This is a genomic window from Actinomadura craniellae (assembly GCF_003289645.1).
GTDB classification, from domain to species: domain Bacteria; phylum Actinomycetota; class Actinomycetes; order Streptosporangiales; family Streptosporangiaceae; genus Actinomadura_D; species Actinomadura_D craniellae.
Genome location: NZ_QLYX01000012.1, coordinates 41,779 through 60,226, shown reverse-complemented (window position 1 = coordinate 60,226; position 18,448 = coordinate 41,779). Strand labels below are relative to the sequence as shown.

15 protein-coding genes are annotated in these 18,448 nt (G+C 73.7%); 14 read left to right on the top strand and 1 reads right to left on the bottom strand.

The annotated features are described in order from the left end of the window. Positions 1-4: 4 nt before the first annotated feature. Positions 5-1,798 (top strand): gamma-glutamyltransferase family protein, encoded by a 1,794-nt coding sequence (locus DPM19_RS23675; protein ID WP_111870208.1) that lies wholly within the window; start codon positions 5-7, stop codon positions 1,796-1,798. 65 nt (positions 1,799-1,863) lie between these two features. Here DPM19_RS23675 and DPM19_RS23670 read toward each other — a convergent pair whose 3' ends face one another. Then, complete coding sequence (locus DPM19_RS23670; protein ID WP_146778973.1) at positions 1,864-2,649, bottom strand: hypothetical protein; 786 nt, start codon at positions 2,647-2,649, stop codon at positions 1,864-1,866. A gap of 277 nt (positions 2,650-2,926) precedes the next feature. Between DPM19_RS23670 and kynU the strand changes: the two genes are divergently transcribed. The 13 genes from kynU to DPM19_RS23605 all read left to right on the top strand — a co-directional run bounded on the left by kynU (position 2,927) and on the right by DPM19_RS23605 (position 18,441). Next, positions 2,927-4,168, top strand: coding sequence for a kynureninase (gene kynU / locus DPM19_RS23665; RefSeq protein WP_111870206.1), 1,242 nt, complete (start codon positions 2,927-2,929; stop codon positions 4,166-4,168). Positions 4,169-4,194: 26 nt separating this feature from the next. Beyond that, positions 4,195-4,995, top strand: a complete 801-nt coding sequence (locus DPM19_RS23660; RefSeq protein WP_233510672.1) for a tryptophan 2,3-dioxygenase — start codon at positions 4,195-4,197, stop codon at positions 4,993-4,995. Positions 4,996-5,032: 37 nt separating this feature from the next. After that, complete coding sequence (locus tag DPM19_RS23655; protein ID WP_111870205.1) at positions 5,033-5,779, top strand: methyltransferase; 747 nt, start codon at positions 5,033-5,035, stop codon at positions 5,777-5,779. A gap of 78 nt (positions 5,780-5,857) precedes the next feature. Then, positions 5,858-7,039, top strand: a complete 1,182-nt coding sequence (gene rffA, locus DPM19_RS23650; RefSeq protein ID WP_111870204.1) for a dTDP-4-amino-4,6-dideoxygalactose transaminase — start codon at positions 5,858-5,860, stop codon at positions 7,037-7,039. Beyond that, entirely contained in the window at positions 7,036-8,301 is a 1,266-nt protein-coding gene (locus tag DPM19_RS23645) for a class I SAM-dependent methyltransferase (RefSeq protein WP_111870203.1), read from the top strand. Before rffA ends, DPM19_RS23645 begins: the two co-directional genes overlap by 4 nt. Before the next feature lie 18 nt (positions 8,302-8,319). Next, positions 8,320-9,387 carry a methyltransferase gene (locus tag DPM19_RS23640; RefSeq protein ID WP_111870202.1) on the top strand — a complete coding sequence of 356 codons (1,068 nt, stop codon included), beginning with the start codon at positions 8,320-8,322 and terminating at the stop codon, positions 9,385-9,387. Continuing rightward, the gene (locus DPM19_RS23635; protein WP_111870201.1) at positions 9,384-10,214 is read left to right on the top strand and encodes an alpha/beta hydrolase; all 831 of its coding nucleotides are present in this window, start codon (positions 9,384-9,386) and stop codon (positions 10,212-10,214) included. The genes DPM19_RS23640 and DPM19_RS23635 overlap by 4 nt, the downstream gene beginning before the upstream one ends. After that, positions 10,211-10,828: a dTDP-4-dehydrorhamnose 3,5-epimerase family protein gene (locus DPM19_RS23630; RefSeq protein WP_111870200.1), complete on the top strand. Its 618-nt coding sequence runs from the start codon at positions 10,211-10,213 to the stop codon at positions 10,826-10,828. Before DPM19_RS23635 ends, DPM19_RS23630 begins: the two co-directional genes overlap by 4 nt. After that, positions 10,825-11,814, top strand: coding sequence for a glucose-1-phosphate thymidylyltransferase RfbA (rfbA, locus tag DPM19_RS23625; RefSeq protein ID WP_111870199.1), 990 nt, complete (start codon positions 10,825-10,827; stop codon positions 11,812-11,814). The genes DPM19_RS23630 and rfbA overlap by 4 nt, the downstream gene beginning before the upstream one ends. Beyond that, positions 11,814-12,983, top strand: coding sequence for a glycosyltransferase (locus DPM19_RS23620; protein WP_111870198.1), 1,170 nt, complete (start codon positions 11,814-11,816; stop codon positions 12,981-12,983). Before rfbA ends, DPM19_RS23620 begins: the two co-directional genes overlap by 1 nt. A 36-nt stretch (positions 12,984-13,019) precedes the next feature. Next, complete coding sequence (locus DPM19_RS23615; protein ID WP_111870197.1) at positions 13,020-14,111, top strand: FAD-dependent monooxygenase; 1,092 nt, start codon at positions 13,020-13,022, stop codon at positions 14,109-14,111. A 90-nt stretch (positions 14,112-14,201) separates the two neighbouring features. Beyond that, positions 14,202-16,535 (top strand): ATP-binding cassette domain-containing protein, encoded by a 2,334-nt coding sequence (locus tag DPM19_RS23610; protein WP_111870196.1) that lies wholly within the window; start codon positions 14,202-14,204, stop codon positions 16,533-16,535. Between the two features lie 88 nt (positions 16,536-16,623). Continuing rightward, positions 16,624-18,441: a non-ribosomal peptide synthetase gene (locus DPM19_RS23605; RefSeq protein ID WP_111870195.1), complete on the top strand. Its 1,818-nt coding sequence runs from the start codon at positions 16,624-16,626 to the stop codon at positions 18,439-18,441. The last annotated feature ends 7 nt before the right edge of the window (positions 18,442-18,448 follow it).

The window sequence follows — 18,448 nt, the reverse complement described above, 5'->3', positions numbered from 1 at the left end:
TTCCATGCTGTTCCGGCCCGAACTCCACGGCACCCGCGCGGCGGTCGCCAGCACCCACTGGCTGGCCTCGGCGGCCGGCCTGGCGATGTCCGAGCGCGGCGGGAACGCGTTCGACGCGGCGGCGGCCGCCGCCTTCGTGATCCAGGTCGTCGAACCGCACCTCAACGGCCCCGGCGGGGACGTCCCGATCATGGTGTACGACGCCCGGCGCGAGAAGGTCGAGGTCATCTGCGGGCAGGGGCCGATGCCGCGGGCCGCCGGTATCGAGCGGTTCCGCGAGCGCGGCCTGGACGCCGTTCCCGGCTCCGGCCTGCTGGCGGCCTGCGTCCCCGGCGCCGTCGGGGCGTGGCTGCTGCTGCTGCGGCGGCACGGCCGGCTGCGGCTCGCCGACGTCCTCGCCCCGGCGATCAGGTACGCCGAGGAGGGCTACCCGGTGCTGCCCAAGGCCGCCGCGATGATCGAGGCGATGGCCCCGCTGTTCCGCACCGAGTGGGCCGAGTCGGGGCGCACCTACCTGGTGGACGGGCGGGCCCCGGCGCCGGGCGAGCGGCTGCGCAACCCGGTGCTGGCGCGGACGTACCGGCGGCTGGTCGCCGCGGCGCGGGCGGCCGGGGACGACCGGGAGGCCCAGATCGAGGCCGCCCACACCGCGTTCTACGACGGTTTCGTCGCCGAGGCCGTCGACAAGTTCCTGGCCACCGCCGAGATGATCGACGCCACCGGTCGGCGCAACGGCGGGCTGCTCACCGGGGACGACCTGGCGACCTGGCGTCCCGCCGTCGAGGAGCCGTGCTCCTTCGACTACCGGGGGCACGTGGTGCACAAGCCCGGCCCGTGGTCGCAGGGCCCCGTCTTCCTCCAGCAGCTCGCGCTGCTGGAGGGGTTCGACCTGGCGGGCATGGGGTTCGGCAGCGCCGACCACCTGCACACCGTCGTCGAGTCCACCAAGCTCGCGTTCGCCGACCGCGAGGCGTGGTACGGCGACCCGGCGCACGCCGACGTCCCGCTGGCGGAGCTGCTCGACCGCGGGTACGCGGCCCGGCGCCGCACGCTCGTCGGCGCCGAGGCGTCCGGCCGGCTGCGGCCGGGCTGGCCCGGCGGCCTGCCGGCGCGGCTGCCGCGGGTCCCGGAGGGGGTGGCGCGGCGGCGGGAGCACGGCTGGCTGGAACAGCTCGACAACGGGATCCCGATGGTGGTCAGGCGGACCGCGGCGCGCGGCGACACCTGTTGCGTCACCGCCGCCGACGCCGAGGGCAACATGGTGGCGGCCACGCCGAGCGGCGGCTGGCTGAAGAGTTCCCCGGTGGTGCCCGGCCTGGGCTTCCCGCTCGGCACCCGCGGGCAGATGGCCTGGCTGGACGCCGCGCACCCCAACGCGCTCGCCCCCGGCAAGCGGCCGCGCACCACGCTGAGCCCGAGCCTGGTGCTCCGGGACGGCCGCCCGCACCTGGCGTTCGGTACGCCCGGCGGCGACCAGCAGGACCAGTGGACGCTGCACGCCTTCCTCAACCACGTCGACTTCGGGATGAGCCCGCAGGCCGCGGTGGAGGCGCCGGCCTTCCACACCGACCACGTCCCGTCGTCGTTCACGCCGCGCCGCTCCCGCCCGCGCTCCCTGGTGGCCGAGCGCGGCTGGGACCCCGCGGTGCTGGCGGAACTGCGCCGCCGCGGGCACGAGGTGGAGGACGCCGAGCCCTACTCCCTCGGCAAGGTCTGCATGGCCGGCCCGACCCCCGACGGCGGCGCCCTGGCCGCGGCGAGCCCCCGCGGCGCCCAGGCGTACGCGGTCGCGCACTGAACGGCCCGCTGGAGGGATCGGCCCGGCTCTTGGGGAGCCGGGCCGATCCGCTGCGCGGGCCGGGGTCAGTGGCGGTGGACCAGGGTGCGTTGGACGTCGGCCGCGGCGTAGTAGGCGCGGCCCGCGCGGCGGTGCCTGCGCCAGCGCTGTTCGCTGGCCAGGCGGTAGACGCTGCCTCGGGGGATGTCCCACAGGCACTCGATGTCGGCGGGGCTGAGCCAGCGAGGGGCCTCGGTCGGCCGGTCGCCCAGGGCGAGCCATTCGTGGCCCGTCCAGGTGTGGGCGGGGTCGGCGTCGCAGCGGATCTCCGCCGGGCGGTGCCGGTCGCGGGTCACGAGGGCGGTGAGCGAGCCGGTGCAGCGGGGCTCGACGCAGGGGCCGACGGGGAGGCGGCGGGTGGGGTCGGGGCTCGTCACCCGGTGGGCCGCGCGTTCCAGGGCGGCCACCTCGGCCGCGAAGTCGCCCGCGCCGGGGTGGCGGGCCAGCCAGTCCAGGTGGCGGCGCAGGAACGTGCCGAGGTGCGGGGCCGCCCGGCGTGGTGGCGCCACCCCGCGCTCGTCGGCGACCAGGGCGGACCAAGAGGACAGGACGCCGACGATGGCCGAGCGGCAGTCGGCGGCGGCGGTGTTGAACGGCATGTCCGGTCGCGGGCCGCCGGGGATCTCCCGCCAGGGGGGCGAGGGCGAGCCGCCGAGCCGGCTCGCGCAGTCGTGGTGGAGTGCCGGCAGGCGGCGCAGCGCGCCTTCCAGGGCGGTCCGGCAGGGTGGGCACAGCCGGGCGCCGGGGAGCGGGCGCCGGGGGGCCGTCCCGTCGAGACAGGCAGGTCCGACGCACGAGACAGGTCCCGCCATGGGTGATTGAGGTAGATTCGTGTGGTGTTTCATTTCGGCGGAGTTCCCTGCTTATCCATATTCATGTGCTCACATGCTGAATAAACATGGCAGCACGGCGCAGCACCACCGGCTGAGCTGGCCAGATCGCCCGCCTCTGACGTTTCCCTGACACATATCTACAGGTCTTATGACATCGCACTGGTTGACGCCCATTAGGACCGAAGATAGTTTTTCCTATAGTGCGCCTGATTTGTGCGGTGTTTGTGTGACATCACGAATTGGGGTGCCCCGAACAATGCGACCGAGCAGCGCGCTGGCGAAGAGCCTGGACGCCGCCGACCCCCTCGCCCCGTTCCGCGCCGACTTCGCGCTGCCCGAGGGCGTGGTCTACCTGAACGGCAACTCGCTCGGCCCGCTCCCGGCGGCCGTGCCCGGCGTCATGGACGACGTCGTGCGGCGGCAGTGGGGCGAGCGGCTGATCCGGGCCTGGAACGACGAGGACTGGTGGTCGGCGCCGCTGCGCGTCGGCGACCGGATCGGCCGCCTGATCGGAGCCGCGGCCGGGCAGACCGCCGTGGGCGAGTCCACATCCGTGCAGATCTTCAACACGCTGGTCGCCGCGGCCCGGCTGCGCCCGGGCCGGCGGGTGCTCGTCACCGAGGCGGGCAACTTCCCCACCGACCGGTACCTGGCCGCCTCGGCGGCCCGGCTGCTCGGCCTGGAGGTCGTCGAGACCACCGCGGACACGCTGGCGGCGGCGCTCGACCGGCACGCCGGCGAGGTGGCCGTGGTCTTCTACCCGGCCGTGGACTACTGCACCGGCGCGCTGTGGGACGTCGCCGGGATCACCGACCTCGCGCACCGGGCCGGCGCCCTGGCGATGTGGGACCTCAGCCACGCGGCCGGCGCCGTACCGGTCCAGGTGGACGCGGACGGCGTCGACCTCGCGGTCGGCTGCACCTACAAGTACCTGTCGGGCGGCCCCGGCTCGCCCGCCTACGTCTACGCCGCCGCCCGGCACCAGGCCGCCCTCGACCTGCCGCTGACCGGCTGGCACGGCCACGCCCGGCCGTTCGACATGGCGGACGGCTTCGAGCCGGCCCCGGACATCGCCCGGACCCGCATCGGCACGCCGCACGTGCTGTCGCTGCTGGCCCTGGAAGCCGCGCTGGAACCGCTGGAACGGGCCGGCGTCGCGGCGGTGCGCGACAAGAGCCTCAAGCTCGGCGAGTTCTTCCTGGGCTGCGCCGACAGCATGCTCACCGGGCTGGGCTTCGAGGTGGCGACACCACGCGACCCGCTCCGGCGGGGCAACCACTTCGCGGTGCGCCACCCCGAGGCGCACGCGGTGATGGCCGCGCTGAAGGCCCGCGGGGTCATCGGCGACGTGCGCTCGTCCACCGTGCTCCGGCTGTGCCTGAACGGGCTGTACGTGTCCTACACCGACGTCCACACCGCCGTCGCGGCGATGCAGGAGGTCGCGAGCACGGGCGCGCACCGCGCCCCGGACTTCCAGGTGCGCGAAGTGGTCACCTGAGCCGAACCCGAGCGAAGGAGTTCATCGTGAGCAACGCCGTGGCAGACCGGCGGGCGGAGTACGTCAGCTACGCGCGCATGGACGAGCTGCACGACCTGCAGGACACCCGGACGGGCTCGCCCTTCGAACTCTCCTTCATCCTGCTGAGCCAGGTGAAGGAGCTGCTGTTCCGGATGGTGCATCTGGAACTGGACCAGGCGCGCGGTCACCTCCGCGCCGACCGCGCCGGCGAGGCGTGCCGGGCGCTGGCCCGCGCCACCCGCACCCAGCGGGTGCTCATCGCCTGCTGGGAGAGCATGAACGGGATGCCCGCGGACGAGTTCGTCCGGTTCCGCGACGTCCTCGGCCAGGCGTCCGGCACCCAGTCGTTCGCGTACCGCGGCCTGGAGTTCGCCATGGGCAACAAGAACCCGGTCATGGTCCGGCCGCCCGACCTGCGCCGCTACCCGCAGCTGCGCGCCGAGTTCGAGCGCCCCAGCCTGTACGACGAGGCGCTGCGCTTCCTGGACCGGCACGGCCTCCCGCTGCCCGCCGCGACGCTGGACCGCGACGTCACCCGGCAGTACGAGCCCGACGAGCGGGTCGAGCGGGCCTGGCAGCAGGTCTACGCGGACCCGGCCGGGCACCCGGAGCCCTACCGGCTCGCCGAGCACCTGATCGAGGTGGCCTACCAGTTCTCGCACTGGCGCGCGGCGCACCTGCTCGTCGTCGAGCGGATGCTCGGCGGCAAGCGGGGCACCGCGGGCACCGACGGGGCCCGCTGGCTGCGCGAGGTCAACGAGCACCGTTTCTTCCCCGAGCTGTGGACCGCCCGCACCCTGCTCTGACCGGCCCTGAACGGCCCGCTCCTGGAGAGGAACCCCCATGCACAATCTCGGCTACGCGATGGCGCTGGAGGCCTACGACCAGGTCACCCGGCGCACCGACCACCAGGCGACCTTCACCCAGCTGGACCTGGAATGGGACCAGCTCGACGACGTCCTCGGCGGCGACTACAACCAGGCCGCGGGCCTGTTCGCCTCCTGGCTGCCCTACCCGGCGGGCGGGCGCTTCCTGGAGATGGGGTCCGGCTGCGGCGTCGCCTCGGTGCTGGCCGCGCTGCGCGGCTGCGCGTCCGTGACGGCCCTGGACATCAACCCCGCCGCGGTGCGCAACACCGCGATGAACGCGCGCCGGCACGGCGTGGCGGACCGGGTGCGCGCGCTGCGCAGCGACCTGTTCGGCGCGCTCGGCGACGACGAGACCTTCGACCTCGTCTACTGGAACTCGCCCTTCATCGAAGCCCCCGCAGAACGCCCGATGGACTCGATCGTGGAGTACCACTTCTTCGATCCCGGCTACGCGATGCACCGGGAGTTCTTCCGCACCGTGCCGCGGCACCTGACCGACACCGGCCGGCTCTTCTTCGGCTTCAGCAAGGCCATGGGGAACGCCGGCCTGCTGGAGGACCTCGGCCGGCAGGCCGGGCTGCGCTGCCGGGTGCACCGGCAGGAATGCTTCGCCGCCCCGCCGGACGAGCTGGGCTCGGACCCCGCGCTGGCCGGCTACGCCGACGACACCGGGATGGTGCAGCTCGACTTCACCCTGCTGGAGTTCGACCGGGCCCGGTGACCGCGGCCCCTCATGCCGGCGCCGGTGGACGCTCCGTCCACCGGCGCCGGCCCGTTTCCGACCCCAGGTGCGTGAACCATGACCCTCATTACGCAAGCGAGTCCCGAAACCGTCCCGCTCTACGTTCCGTACGTCGGCGCGCGCGAGGAGTCCTACGTCCAGGAGGCGATCGCGTCCAGGAAGCTGGACGGCCCCGACGGCCCGTTCGCGCGGCGCGCCACCACGCTGCTGGAGCGATACACCGGGTCGCCGCACGCGCTGCTGGCCCCGTCCTGCACGCAGGCCCTGGAGATCGCGGCCTTCCTGCTGGACCTGGAGCCGGGGGACGAGGTCATCGTCCCCTCCTACACCTTCCCGCCGACCGCCAGCGCCTTCGTGCTGCGCGGCGCGGTCCCGGTGTACGTCGACTGCCGGCCCGACACGCTCAACCTCGACGAGCGGCTGGTCGAGGCCGCGATCACCGAGCGCACCCGGGCCATCGTGGTGATGCACTACGCGGGCGTGGCCTGCGCGATGGACGAGATCGGGGAGATCGCCGGGCGGCACGGCCTGCCGGTGATCGAGGACAACGCGCACGGCCTCACCGGCTCCTACCACGGGCGGGGGCTGGGCTCCCTGGGCGCGCTGGGGGCGCTGAGCTTCCAGCAGACCAAGAACGTCCAGTGCGGCGAGGGCGGCGCCCTGCTCGTCAACGACCCCGCGCTGCTGGAACGCGCGGAGATCGTCCGCGACAAGGGCACCGACCGGTGCCAGTACTTCCGCGGCGAGGTCGACAAGTACCGGTGGGTGGACGTGGGGTCCAGCTACCTGCTGTCGGACATGCTCGCCGCCTTCCTGACCGCCCAACTGGAGGAGCTGCCGGACATCCAGCGGCGCCGGCTGGGCGTCTGGGACACCTACCACCGGGAGCTGGCCGGCTGGGCGGAACGCACCGCGATCAAGACGCCGTCCGTGCCCGCCGGGTGCACCCACCCGGCGCACATCTACTACCTGGTGCCACCGGACGCCGCGACCACCGGGGCCCTCCTGGACCACCTGGCCGGCCACGGCGTCCGGGCCGCCATCCACTTCCAGCCGCTGCACACCTCCCCGGCGGGCCGCCGGTACGGCCGGACCGCCCCGGGCGGCTGCCCGGTCACCGAGCGGGTCGCCGAGTGCCTCATCCGCCTGCCGCTGTACGCCGGGATGACCGGCGCCCAGGTGGCGCGGGTGGTGGACGCCCTCACCTCGTTCGAGCCGCGCGGAAAGGAATCCCGATGACCGACCTCACGACCCGTACCGCGGCCCGGCCGGTCACCCGCTGCCGCACCTGTAGGGCCGACGACTGGCAGGACGTCGTCTCCTTCGGCTCCGTCCCGCTGGCGAACGGGTTCCTGGACCCGGCCGCCGCCTACCCGGACGAGCCGCGCTACCCGCTGGGCGTCGTGTCCTGCCGCTCGTGCCGGCTGCTGAGCCTCACCCACGTGGTGGACCCCGAGATCCTGTACCGCGACTACGCCTACGTCACGTCGGGCTCCGACACGATGGTCCGGCACATGCGCGGGGTCGCCGAGACCTGCCGGCGGCGGTTCGGGCTCGCGCCGGGCGACTTCGTGGTGGAGATCGGCAGCAACACCGGGCAGCAGCTCGCGGCGTTCCAGGACACCGGGGCGCGCGTCCTCGGCGTCGATCCGGCGCGCAACCTGGCGGCCGTCGCCGACGCCGCGGGCGTCCCGACGCTGCCGGAGTTCTTCTCCGCCGGCACCGCCCGGCAGGTCGCCCGCGACTTCGGCCGGGCCGACCTGGTGCTCGGCCGGCACGTCTTCGCCCACATCGACGACATCTCCGGCGTCGTCTCCGGCCTGCGCGAGCTGCTCACCCCGGACGGGGTGTTCGCCGTGGAGGTGCCGTACGCGCTGGACCTGGTCGAACGGCTGGAGTTCGACACCATCTACCACGAGCACCTGTCGTACTTCCTGATCCGGCCGCTGTGCGCGCTGTTCGAGCGGCACGGCATGCGCGTCTTCGACATCGAGCGGCTGCCGGTGCACGGCGGTTCGATCCTGGTCTTCGCCGGCTTCGCCGACGGGCCCTGGCCGGTCCGGCCGGTCGTCTCCGAACTGCTGCGGCTGGAGGAGTCCGCCGGGCTGTACGGGGACGCCGCCTACCGGGACTTCGCCCGGCAGGTCGAGCGGACCAGGGACGGGTTGCGCTCCCTGGTCCGCGGGCTGGTGGCCGCCGGCGAGCGCGTCGCCGGGTACGGCGCCTCGGCCAAGGGGACGACGCTGCTCAACATCTGCGGGCTCGGCAGCGCCGAGCTGGAGTTCTGCAGCGACACCACCGACCTCAAGCAGGGGAAGGTGCTGCCCGGCACGCACGTCCCGGTGCGCTCGCCGCAGGCCGCGGCGCAGGACCCGCCGGACTGCTACCTGCTCCTGGCCTGGAACTACGCCGACGAGATCCTGCGCAAGGAGTCGGCGTTCCTGGACTCCGGCGGCACGTTCATCCTGCCGGTCCCCGAGCCGTCGATCGTGGCGGCCTGACCCCGCCCGGAGGGACCCATGACCGATCTGACCGTCCACGAGCCGCCCGCCACCGGATCCGACCTGGCGGAGCTGGTGCCCATCCTGTTCGGGCACGCCGCGTTCCAGCAGCTCAACGCGGCCTGCGAGCTCGGGCTGTTCGAGCTGCTGCACGAGCGCGGCCCGCTCGGCGCGGCCGAGGTGGCCGAAGCCCTCGGGCTCGGCCGCCGCCCGGCCGGCATCCTGCTGCTGGGCACCACCGCGCTGCGGCTCACCGCCGTCGAGGGCGGCCGGTACCGCACCGGCCCGGCCGTCGCCGCCGCGTTCGCCCAGGGCAGCTGGCCCGTCCTGCGCGACATCGTGGAGTTCCAGGCGCGGGTGTCCTACCTGCCCGCCGCCGACTTCGCCGAGTCGCTGCGCACCGGCGAGAACGCGGGGATCCGGCACTTCCCGGGCGACACCCGCGACCTGTACTCGCGGCTGGCCGGCGTGCCGGGCCTGGAGGAGCTGTTCTACCGGTGCATGAACTCCTGGTCCGAGCTGTCCAACCCCGTCCTGGTCGACCAGGTCGACCACACCGGGACGCGGCGGATCCTCGACGTCGGGGGCGGCGACGCGGTCAACGCGATCGCGCTGGCCCGGGCGCACCCGCAGCTGCGGATCACCGTGCTCGACCGGCCGGGCGCGCTGGAGCCCGCCCGCCGCAACATCGAGCGGGCCAGGCTGGCGGACCGGGTCGGCACCCACGCCGCGGACATCTTCGACGACCCCTACCCCGGCGGCCACGACTGCGTCCTGTTCGCCCACCAGCTCGTCATCTGGTCGCCCGAGCAGAACCTGCGGCTGCTGCGCAAGGCGCACGACGCGGTCGAGCCGGGCGGCCGGGTGCTGGTCTTCAACGCGTTCTGCGACGACGACGGCGCCGGCCCGCTGTACGCGGCGCTGGACAACGTCTACTTCGCCACCCTCCCGTTCCGCGACAGCACCATCTACCGCTGGTGCGAGCACGAGGAGTGGCTGCGCGCGGCGGGCTTCACCGGCCTGCGGCGCGTCGCCGGCACCGGCTGGACGCCGCACGGGGTGGTGGAGGGCAGGCGGGCCCCGTGACGTCCCGGCAGGAGCTGGACCGGGAGTACTCGCCCAGCCGCCTGGCCCGGGACGCCGCCGGCACCCTGGCCAGGTACCGCGACGAGAGCGCGGCGGCCCGCCGCCGGCTGGACTGCGAGCTCGACGTCCCCTACGGGCCCTCGCCCGACGAGCGGCTGCACTGGTTCCCCCCGCTGCTGCCCGGCGCGCCCCTGCTGGTGTTCGTCCACGGCGGCCACTGGCAGGAGTCCAGCAAGGAGGACGCCTGCTTCCCCGCCCCCGGCCTGATCGCGGCCGGGGCGGGGTACGTCGCGCTGGGCTACGGGCTGGCCCCCCGGCGCGGGCTGCCCGAGATGGCGGCGTCGGTGCGCCGGGGGCTGCGCTGGGTGCGCGCGCACGCCCGCGACCTGGGCTCGCGCCCCGACCGCGTCCACGCCGCCGGCAGCTCGGCCGGGGCGCACCTGGTGGCGCTGGCCGTCACCGGCCCCGAACCGGCCGAGGTCGCCGGGGCCTGCCTGCTCAGCGGCGTCTACGACCTGGAGCCGGTCCGGCACAGCTACGTCAACGACGCGCTGGGGCTCGACGCCCGGGCGGCGGCCGACCACAGCCCACTGCGGCGGCTGCCGCTGCGCGTCCCCGACGTGCTCGTGGCCCGGGGCCGGCACGAAACCCGCGAGTACGCCCGCCAGCACGCGCTGCTGCTGGGCGCGCTGCGCGCAACCGGGCAGCGGGCCACCGGCCTGGTGGCCGCCGACCGTGACCACTTCGACCTGCCGCTGGACCTCGGCCGCCCGCGCACCCCGCTGGGCCGGGCGGTGCTGGGCCGGCTCGGACTGGAGGACGGATGAAAACCCGACGACTCGCCGTCGAGGGGGCCCTGGAGTTCACCCCCCGGGTGAACCGCGACGACCGCGGCCTCTTCGTCTCGGTGTTCCACGAGACGGCCTTCGAGGACGCGCACGACGGGCCACTGTTCCCGGTGGCGCAGACCAGCCTCAGCGCGTCCCGCAGGGACGTGGTGCGCGGCGTGCACTACACCGCCACGCCGCCGGGCACCGCCAAGTACGTCCACTGCGTGCGGGGCCGGGCGCTGGACATCGTGGTGGACCTGCGCGTCGGCTCCCCCACGTTCGGCCGGTGGGACGCCGTCGAGCTGGACGCCACCGGTTTCCGGGCGGTGTACTACCCGGTCGGCGTCGGCCACGCGTTCGTCGCGCTCGCCGACGACACCGCCCTGGCGTACCTGCTGTCGCGCACCTACGACCCGGCCGACGAGCGGTCGGTGGACGTCCTGGACCCCGAGCTGGGGCTGCCGATTCCCCGCGACGTCGCGCCGGTGCTCTCCCCGCGGGACGCCGCCGCCCCCACCCTGGCCGAGGCCCGGGAGCTCGGGCTGCTGCCGGACCACCACGAGAGCCACGTCATCGAGAAGCGGCTGTCCGCCCCGGGAGGCACCTCATGAAGGGCATCATCCTCGCCGGTGGCAGCGGCACCCGGCTGCGGCCGCTGACCGGCGTGCTGTCCAAGCAGCTACTGCCCGTCTACAACAAGCCGATGATCTACTACCCGCTGTCGGTGCTGATGCTGGCCGGCGTCCGGGACATCCTGGTCATCTCCTCGCCGCAGCACCTCGGGCTGCTCCGCGACCTGCTCGGGGACGGCTCCCGGCTGGGCCTGCGGATCGACTACGCCGAGCAGCCGGAGCCCCGCGGCATCGCCGAGGCCCTGATCATCGGCGCGGACCACATCGGGGACGAGCCGGTGGCGCTGGTGCTGGGCGACAACGTCTTCCACGGCCCCGGCTTCTCCTCCGTTCTGCAGTCCAGCGCCGAGCGGCTGGACGGGTGCACCCTGTTCGGCTACCCGGTCCGCGACCCCTGGCGTTACGGCCTCGGCGAGGTGGACGACCGGGGCCGGCTGGTGGCGCTGGCGGAGAAGCCGAGCGAGCCCCGCTCCGACCTCGCCATCACCGGCCTGTACATGTACGACGGCGACGCGGTGGACATCGCCCGCGGGCTGGCCCCGTCCGCCCGCGGCGAGCTGGAGATCACCGACGTCAACCGGGTCTACCTGGAGCGCGGCCGGGCCCGGCTGGTGGAGCTGGGCCGCGGGTTCGTCTGGCTGGACACTGGCACCCACGACTCGCTGCTGGAGGCCGGGCAGTACGTCCAGCTGCTGGAGCAGCGGCAGGGCCTGCGGGTCGCCTGCCTGGAGGAGATCGCGTTCCGGATGGGCTTCATCGGCGAGGAACAGTGCCTGCGGCTCGGCCGCGAGCACGCCGACACCGACCACGGCAGGTACCTGATCGACCTGGTGGAGCGGAGCATCACCGGGCGGCGGGTGCCGACCCCGCTGCGCTACGACCTGATCGCCGACTCCGGCGAACCGCCGGTGGAGTACGCGGCGGTCCCCACCCTGAGCACGTCCGGAAACGGAAGGAGCAGATGATGCGCTACCTGTTCACCACGATGTCGGCATCCTCGCACCTGATGCCGCTGATCCCGCTGGCGCACGCCGCGCAGGCCGCCGGGCACGAGTCGCTGGTCGCCACCAGCGGGTCCGCGCTGCGCACCGCCACCGCCTCGGGGCTGATCGCCACCGACGTTGGCACCAGGAACGACGTGGTGCGGCCCTACGCCGAGCTGGTGCGCAAGCTGAACGAGACCTCGCTGGGCGCGGACCTGTCCGACGAGGAGATGCTGGGCGTGTACGGCACCGTGTTCGGCGAGGTCGGCGAGCTCATGCTGGACGAGCTCGTGCAGGTGGCCCGGGAGTGGCGGGCCGACGCGATCGTCTACCCGTCGATCCACGCCGCGGGGCTGCTCGCGGCCCGGATCGTCGGCGTCCCCGCGATCCTGCACGGCTACGGCACCCCGCTGCCCACGTTCGGGCCCGCGCTGGAGTACCTGGCGCCGACCGCCCGCAAGGCCGGGATCGACTCCCTCCGGGAGGCGGAGATCGAGATCGACGTGTGCCCGGCTTCGCTGAGCGACTTCGTGCAGCTGCCCTCGGAGATCGAGCAGCCCGGGCACACCCTGCCCATGCGGTACACCGCCTTCAGCGTCGGCTCGTCGCTGCCGGAGTGGGCGCGGGTGCCCGCCGACCGGCCGCGGGTGGTGGCCACCTGCGGGTCGGTGACCGAGATGTCCCGCGGTGGCAGCATCTACCGGGAGATCGTGCAGGGTACGGCCGACCTGGACGTGGAGGTGGTGGTCCTCACCGCCGGCGCCGACCTGCCCGAGCTGCCCACCCCGCTGCCCGACCACGTGCGGACGGTGGACTGGATCTCGCTGCGCGCGCTGCTGGACACCAGCGACGTGATCGTGCACCACGGCGGTTCCGGCACCGTGCTCACCTCGTTCGTCTCCGGGCTGCCGCAGATCGCGATCCCGCTGGCCGGGACCGTCAACTGGACCAACGCGCAGACCGTCGAGGCGCGCGGGGCGGGCATGACCCTCGACATGGCGGGCATCACCGCCCCCGACGTGGCGCGGGCGGTCGACGCCGCGCTGCGCAACCCGTCCTACCGGAAGGCCGGTACGGAGGTGGCCGGGGAGATGGCGGCGCTGCCGTCCCCCACGGCCATCGTCGGCCGGATCGAAGAGCTGATCGGCTGACCGGAGAACCCACCCACTGCCGGGAGGTGAGCACACGTGCGGATCGCCGTTGTCGGTGGCGGCCCGGGCGGGCTGTACTTCGCCGCGCTGGCGAAGGAACTCGACCCGAGGCACCACGTGGAGGTCTGGGAGCGCAACCCCGCGGACCGGACCTACGGATTCGGGGTCATCTTCTCCGCCCCGGCGCTGGACGCGCTGCGGCGGGCCGACCTCGCGCTGGCCGGCGCCCTCGCGCCGGACCTGGTCGGCTGGAACGACGTCACGGTGCATCACCGCGGCGGTTCGGCCACCACGACCGGCCTGGGGTTCGCGGCCATCGGCCGCCGGGCGCTGCTGCGGCACCTGCGGCGGCGGTGCGACCGGCTGGGCGTGGCCATGCACCACCACCGGGCGGCCCCGCCGGTCGGGCGGCTGCGCGCCGCGGCCGACCTGGTGGTGGCCGCGGACGGCGCCCACTCGGCGATCCGCGCCGCCCACCTGGAGTCCTTCGGCACCACCGCCACCCCGTGCGCGCTGCGCTACGCGTGGCTGGGGGCGGGCGGGTCCTTCGACGGGCTGAGCTTCCTGGTCGCCGAGACCGCGTCCGGGCCGGTGCTCGCGCACGCCTACCCCTACGAGCCCGGCCGCAGCACCTTCCTGGTCGAGGCGGGCCCGGGCGCGCCGACGGCGGGCGGGCGACCCGACCTCGACGGGCTCGCCGGCCTCTTCGCCGAGCACCTGGACGGCGCGCCACTGCGCTCCAACGGGTCGCGGTGGCACCACTTCACCGTGGTCCGCAACGCGACCTGGCGGGCCGGCAACGTGGTCCTGCTCGGCGACGCGGCGCACACCGTCCACTACTCCATCGGCTCGGGCACCAAGCTGGCCCTGGAGGACGCGCTCGCCCTCGCCGCCGCGCTGCGCGGGGCGGGCACCGTGCCCGACGCGTTGGCGACGTACGAGGCGGCGCGCCGCCCGGTGGTGGAGGACGCCCAGCGGGTCGCGCAGGCCAGCCTGGAGTGGTTCGAGAACGTGGGCACCGCCCTGGACGCCCCGCTCCCCGCCCTGATGACCGACCTGCTCACCCGGGGCGGGCGCGTCTCGCTCACCGATCTGCGGGTGGCCGACGGCCTGCCCTGGGCGGCCTAGCCCGGTGTCAACCCCCTTGTCAGGGGAAGGCAACGTCGGCAAGAAGCAACGTGACCCCGGCCGCGACATCCGAGGAGAAGTGAACGCACGATGAGCGGCAACAACGTCCATATCGTCGTCACCGGTGCCCGCGAGAACAACCTGAAGGGCATCACGCTGCGCGTCCCGCACGGCAGGCTCACCGTCGTGACCGGCGTGTCCGGATCCGGGAAGTCGTCGATCGTCTTCGACACCCTGGCGGTGGAGTCGCAGCGGCAGCTCAACGAGGTCTTCCCCGCCTTCATCCGCAACCGGCTGCCGCGGCACGAGCGCCCGAAGTTCGACTTCATCGAGAACCTGACCCCCGCGATCATCGTCGACCAGAAGCCGGTCGGCGGCGGCTCGCGCTCCACGGTGGGGACGATGACCGAGGTCAACCCCATCCTGCGGGTGCTGTTCTCGCGGTACGGCGCCCCCAGCGCGGGCCCCTCGCACCTGTACTCCTTCAACGACCCGCAGGGGATGTGCCCGACCTGCGAGGGGCTGGGCAACAAGCTGCAACTCGACCTCGACCGGCTGCTGGACAAGGAGAAGTCCCTCAACGAGGGGGCGATCCGGCACCCGTCCTTCGCGGTCGGGACGAACTACTGGAAGCGGTACGCCCAGATCAGCCGCTACGACCCCAGGAAGGACATCGACCACGTCGGCGAGCCCGTGTTCGACGCCGACAAGCCCGTCGGCCGCTACACCGACGCGGAGATGCACCTGCTGCTGTACGGCGAGGGGTTCCAGACCCGCCGCCCGGACGACCTCGGCAAGGTCGCCATCAACGACTACGAGGGGCTGGTGCACCGCTTCACCCGGCGCTACATCAAGCCGGGGCTGGAGTCGCTGAACGCCCGCGACCGCAAGGCCGTCGAGGACCTGGTGTCGGAGCGGCCCTGCCCCGAGTGCCACGGCGCCCGGCTGAACGGGGCCGCGCTGGCCACGAAGATCGGCGAGCACGACATCGCCGACTACTGCGCCATGGAGATCAGCGACCTCATCGGCGTGCTCGAAGGCGTCACGGGCGTGGCGGCCACCGCCGTGGTGCCGGCCGCACTGGCCGCGCTGCGCCGCATCGAGTCGGTCGGGCTGGGCTACCTGAGCCTGGCCCGGCCCACCCGGACCGTGTCCGGCGGCGAGGGCCAGCGCCTCAAGACGGTGCGCCACCTGGGCAGCGCCCTGACCGGGATGACCTACGTCTTCGACGAGCCCAGCGTCGGCCTGCACGCCCGGGACGTCGACCGGCTCAACGGGCTGCTGGCCGCGCTGCGGGACAAGGGCAACACCGTGCTCATCGTCGAGCACGACCGGGACGTCATCGCCATCGCCGACCACGTCGTCGACGTCGGGCCCGGCGCCGGCACGCACGGCGGCGACATCGTCTTCGAGGGGACGGTCGAGCAGCTCGCGGCCAGCGACACCGAGACCGGGCGGCGCTACCGCAAGGTGCTCGACGTCAAGGGCGGGTACCGCGAGCCGACCGGCGCGCTGCCCCTCCGCGGCGCGGACCTGCACAACCTCAAAAACGTCTCCGTCGACGTCCCGACCGGCGTGCTCACCGCGGTCACCGGGGTGGCCGGGTCCGGCAAGAGCACCCTCATCTCGGGTGTTTTCGCTGTTGAGCACCCCGAGGCGATCGTGCTGGACCAGTCGGCCATCGGCATCTCGCCGCGCTCCACCCCGGCGACGTACACCAACGTCTGGGACATGGTGCGCAGGCTGCTCGCCCAGGAGCACGGCGTGGACGCCGGGCTGTTCAGCTTCAACTCCAAGGGCGGCTGCCCCGAGTGCCAGGGCCGCGGCACCATCACCATGGACCTGGCCTTCATGGACCCGGTCACCACCGTCTGCGAGGTCTGCGAGGGCCGCCGGTACCGGGACGAGGTGCTGCGCTACAAGCTCGACGGCAAGAACGTGGTGGAGATCCTCGCCCTGACCGTGGAGGAGGCGCTGGAGTACTTCTCCAACCCCACCATCCTGCAGCGCCTCGCCCCGCTGCACGAGGTCGGCCTGGGCTACCTGACGCTCGGCCGGCCGCTGTCGATGCTGTCCGGCGGTGAGCGGCAGCGCATCAAGCTCGCCCACCGGCTGCACGAGCAGGGCAGCGTCTACGTCTTCGACGAGCCCACCACCGGTCTGCACATGGCCGACATCGACACCCTGCTGGCCCTGCTGGACCGGCTGGTGGACTCGGGCAACTCGGTGATCGTGGTCGAGCACGACCTGGACGTCATCAAGCACGCCGACTGGATCATCGACCTCGGCCCGGACGCCGGCGAGCAGGGCGGCGAGATCGTCTTCGCCGGGACGCCCACCGAGATGGCGCGGACCTGCGACTCGCACACCGCCGAGTACCTGCGCCGGTCACTGCCGGACGGCAGCCCGGCGGCGCACCGCTGACACCCACCGCATCCCGAAGGCCCCCGGCACCGCGCCGGGGGCCTTCGCGTTCCCCCCGAGACCCCCCGAGCCCCCGAGGAGGCACCCCGTGCGGAAACAACACGACCTGCAAGGAGTCCCGAGCCTCTCCGACGCCTTCGAACGCGCCGTGCGGCGGGCGGCGGACCGCACCGCCCTGGAGTACGGCGACGTCACCCTCACCTACCGGGAGCTGAACGCCCGGGCCAACCGGCTCGCCCGGCGGCTGCAACGCGAGGACGTCCGGCCGGGGACGCGCGTCGGTATGCACGTGTCCCGCTCGATCGAGCTCTACGTCACGCTGCTGGCGCTGCTGAAGGCCGGCGCGTGCGTGGTCCCGCTGAACCCGGCCCACCCGCTCGCGGTGCGCCGGGCGGTCGCCGCGGAGGCGGCCCTGCCGCTGGTCGTCGGCGACGGGCCGATCGACCTGGGCGAGGGCGTGACCGTCCGGGACGCGGCCGGCCTGCTGGCCGGGAGCGCCGGCCTGGCCGACACCGACCTCGGGCTGGCGGCGGACCCGGAGAGCACCGCGTTCATCCTGTTCACCTCCGGCTCCACCGGCCGCCCCAAGGGCGTGCGGATCGCGCACCGCGGGATCTCCCGGATCGCCGACCACAACGGCGAGGTCGCCGTCGGGCCCGGCGACGCGTTCCTCCAGCTCGCCGCGCTCTCCTTCGCGGCCTCCACCACCGACATCTGGCTGAGCCTGCTGCACGGCGCCCGGCTGGTGGTGGCGCCGCCGGAGCTGCCCTCGCTGCCCGACCTGGCCGCGACCATCACCGAGCGGAAGGTCACCTTCCTGAACCTGCCCTGCGGGCTGTTCAACCTGCTGGTCACCCACCACCCCGACGCGCTGCGCGAGGTGCGGACGATCATCATCAGCGGGGAGTTCGCCTCGCCGCCGCACCTGGCCCGGGCGCTGCGCGCCACCGACGCGACGATCTACAACGCGTTCGGGTGCACCGAGAACTCGGCCCTGACCGCGGTGCACCGGGTGACCGAAGACGACCTCGGCGGCGGCGCCGTCCCCGTCGGCCGGCCGCTGCCGGGCGTGACGATGCACGTGCTGGACGGCTCCCTGCGGCCCTGCCCGCCGGGCGAGGTGGGCGAGCTGTGCATCGGCGGCGCCGGGGTGGCGCTGGGCTACCTGAACGCGCCCGCCCTGACCGCGCAGAAGTTCGTCGACGACCCGCTGCGCGGCTCGCTGGAGATCCACACCGGTGCGGTCGACCACCCGGTGCTGCTGCGCACCGGCGACCTGGCCCGCACCACCCCCGGCGGCGAGATCGCGCTGGTCGGCCGGACCGACCAGATGGTCAAGATCCGGGGCTTCCGGGTGGAGACCCGCGAGGTGGAGCTGGCGCTCAGGCAGGCCGCGCCGGTGGACCAGGTCGTGGTCAAGGCGTTCGACGCCGCCGACAACCTCAAGGAGCTGGTGGCGTTCTACACCACCGGCGACGACGCGCCGGTCCCGGTGGGGGACCTGCTGGCGGGCCTGCGCGAGCGGCTGCCCGACTACATGCACCCGGCGCGCTTCCACCACCGCACCGAACTGCCGGTGAACCTCAACGGAAAGGTCGATCGCATGGCACTCGAAGAACCGCGCGACGCCCGCCCGGCCGCGGCCGGCGCCCCCGTGGACGACCCGCTGGCCTCGGTCATCGCCGGGCTCTACCGCACGATCGCCGGGGTGCCCGAACTCGGTACCCGGGACTCCTTCATCGCCGCGGGCGGCAACTCGCTGCAGTTCATCCAGCTCGCCGCCGGCCTGCGCCAGGTGCTCGGCGTCACCGTGCAGGCCGAGGACGTCTTCCAGCACGACACCGCCGAGTCCCTGGCCGCCCGCGTCGAGGAGATCCGCGCCGGCGTGCCCGCGCGGACCGGCTGACACCCGA

Bases quoted from the DNA above. Each gene is read 5' to 3' on its own strand.
- kynU (WP_111870206.1), top strand. From the start codon at position 2,927: ATGCGACCGAGCAGCGCGCTGGCGAAGAGCCTGGACGCCGCCGACCCC.
- DPM19_RS23655 (WP_111870205.1), top strand. From the start codon at position 5,033: ATGCACAATCTCGGCTACGCGATGGCGCTGGAGGCCTACGACCAGGTC.
- DPM19_RS23645 (WP_111870203.1), top strand. From the start codon at position 7,036: ATGACCGACCTCACGACCCGTACCGCGGCCCGGCCGGTCACCCGCTGC.
- DPM19_RS23675 (WP_111870208.1), top strand. From the start codon at position 5: ATGCTGTTCCGGCCCGAACTCCACGGCACCCGCGCGGCGGTCGCCAGC.
- DPM19_RS23610 (WP_111870196.1), top strand. From the start codon at position 14,202: ATGAGCGGCAACAACGTCCATATCGTCGTCACCGGTGCCCGCGAGAAC.
- rffA (WP_111870204.1), top strand. From the start codon at position 5,858: ATGACCCTCATTACGCAAGCGAGTCCCGAAACCGTCCCGCTCTACGTT.
- DPM19_RS23620 (WP_111870198.1), top strand. From the start codon at position 11,814: ATGCGCTACCTGTTCACCACGATGTCGGCATCCTCGCACCTGATGCCG.
- DPM19_RS23670 (WP_146778973.1), bottom strand. From the start codon at position 2,649: ATGGCGGGACCTGTCTCGTGCGTCGGACCTGCCTGTCTCGACGGGACG.
- DPM19_RS23640 (WP_111870202.1), top strand. From the start codon at position 8,320: ATGACCGATCTGACCGTCCACGAGCCGCCCGCCACCGGATCCGACCTG.
- rfbA (WP_111870199.1), top strand. From the start codon at position 10,825: ATGAAGGGCATCATCCTCGCCGGTGGCAGCGGCACCCGGCTGCGGCCG.
- DPM19_RS23630 (WP_111870200.1), top strand. From the start codon at position 10,211: ATGAAAACCCGACGACTCGCCGTCGAGGGGGCCCTGGAGTTCACCCCC.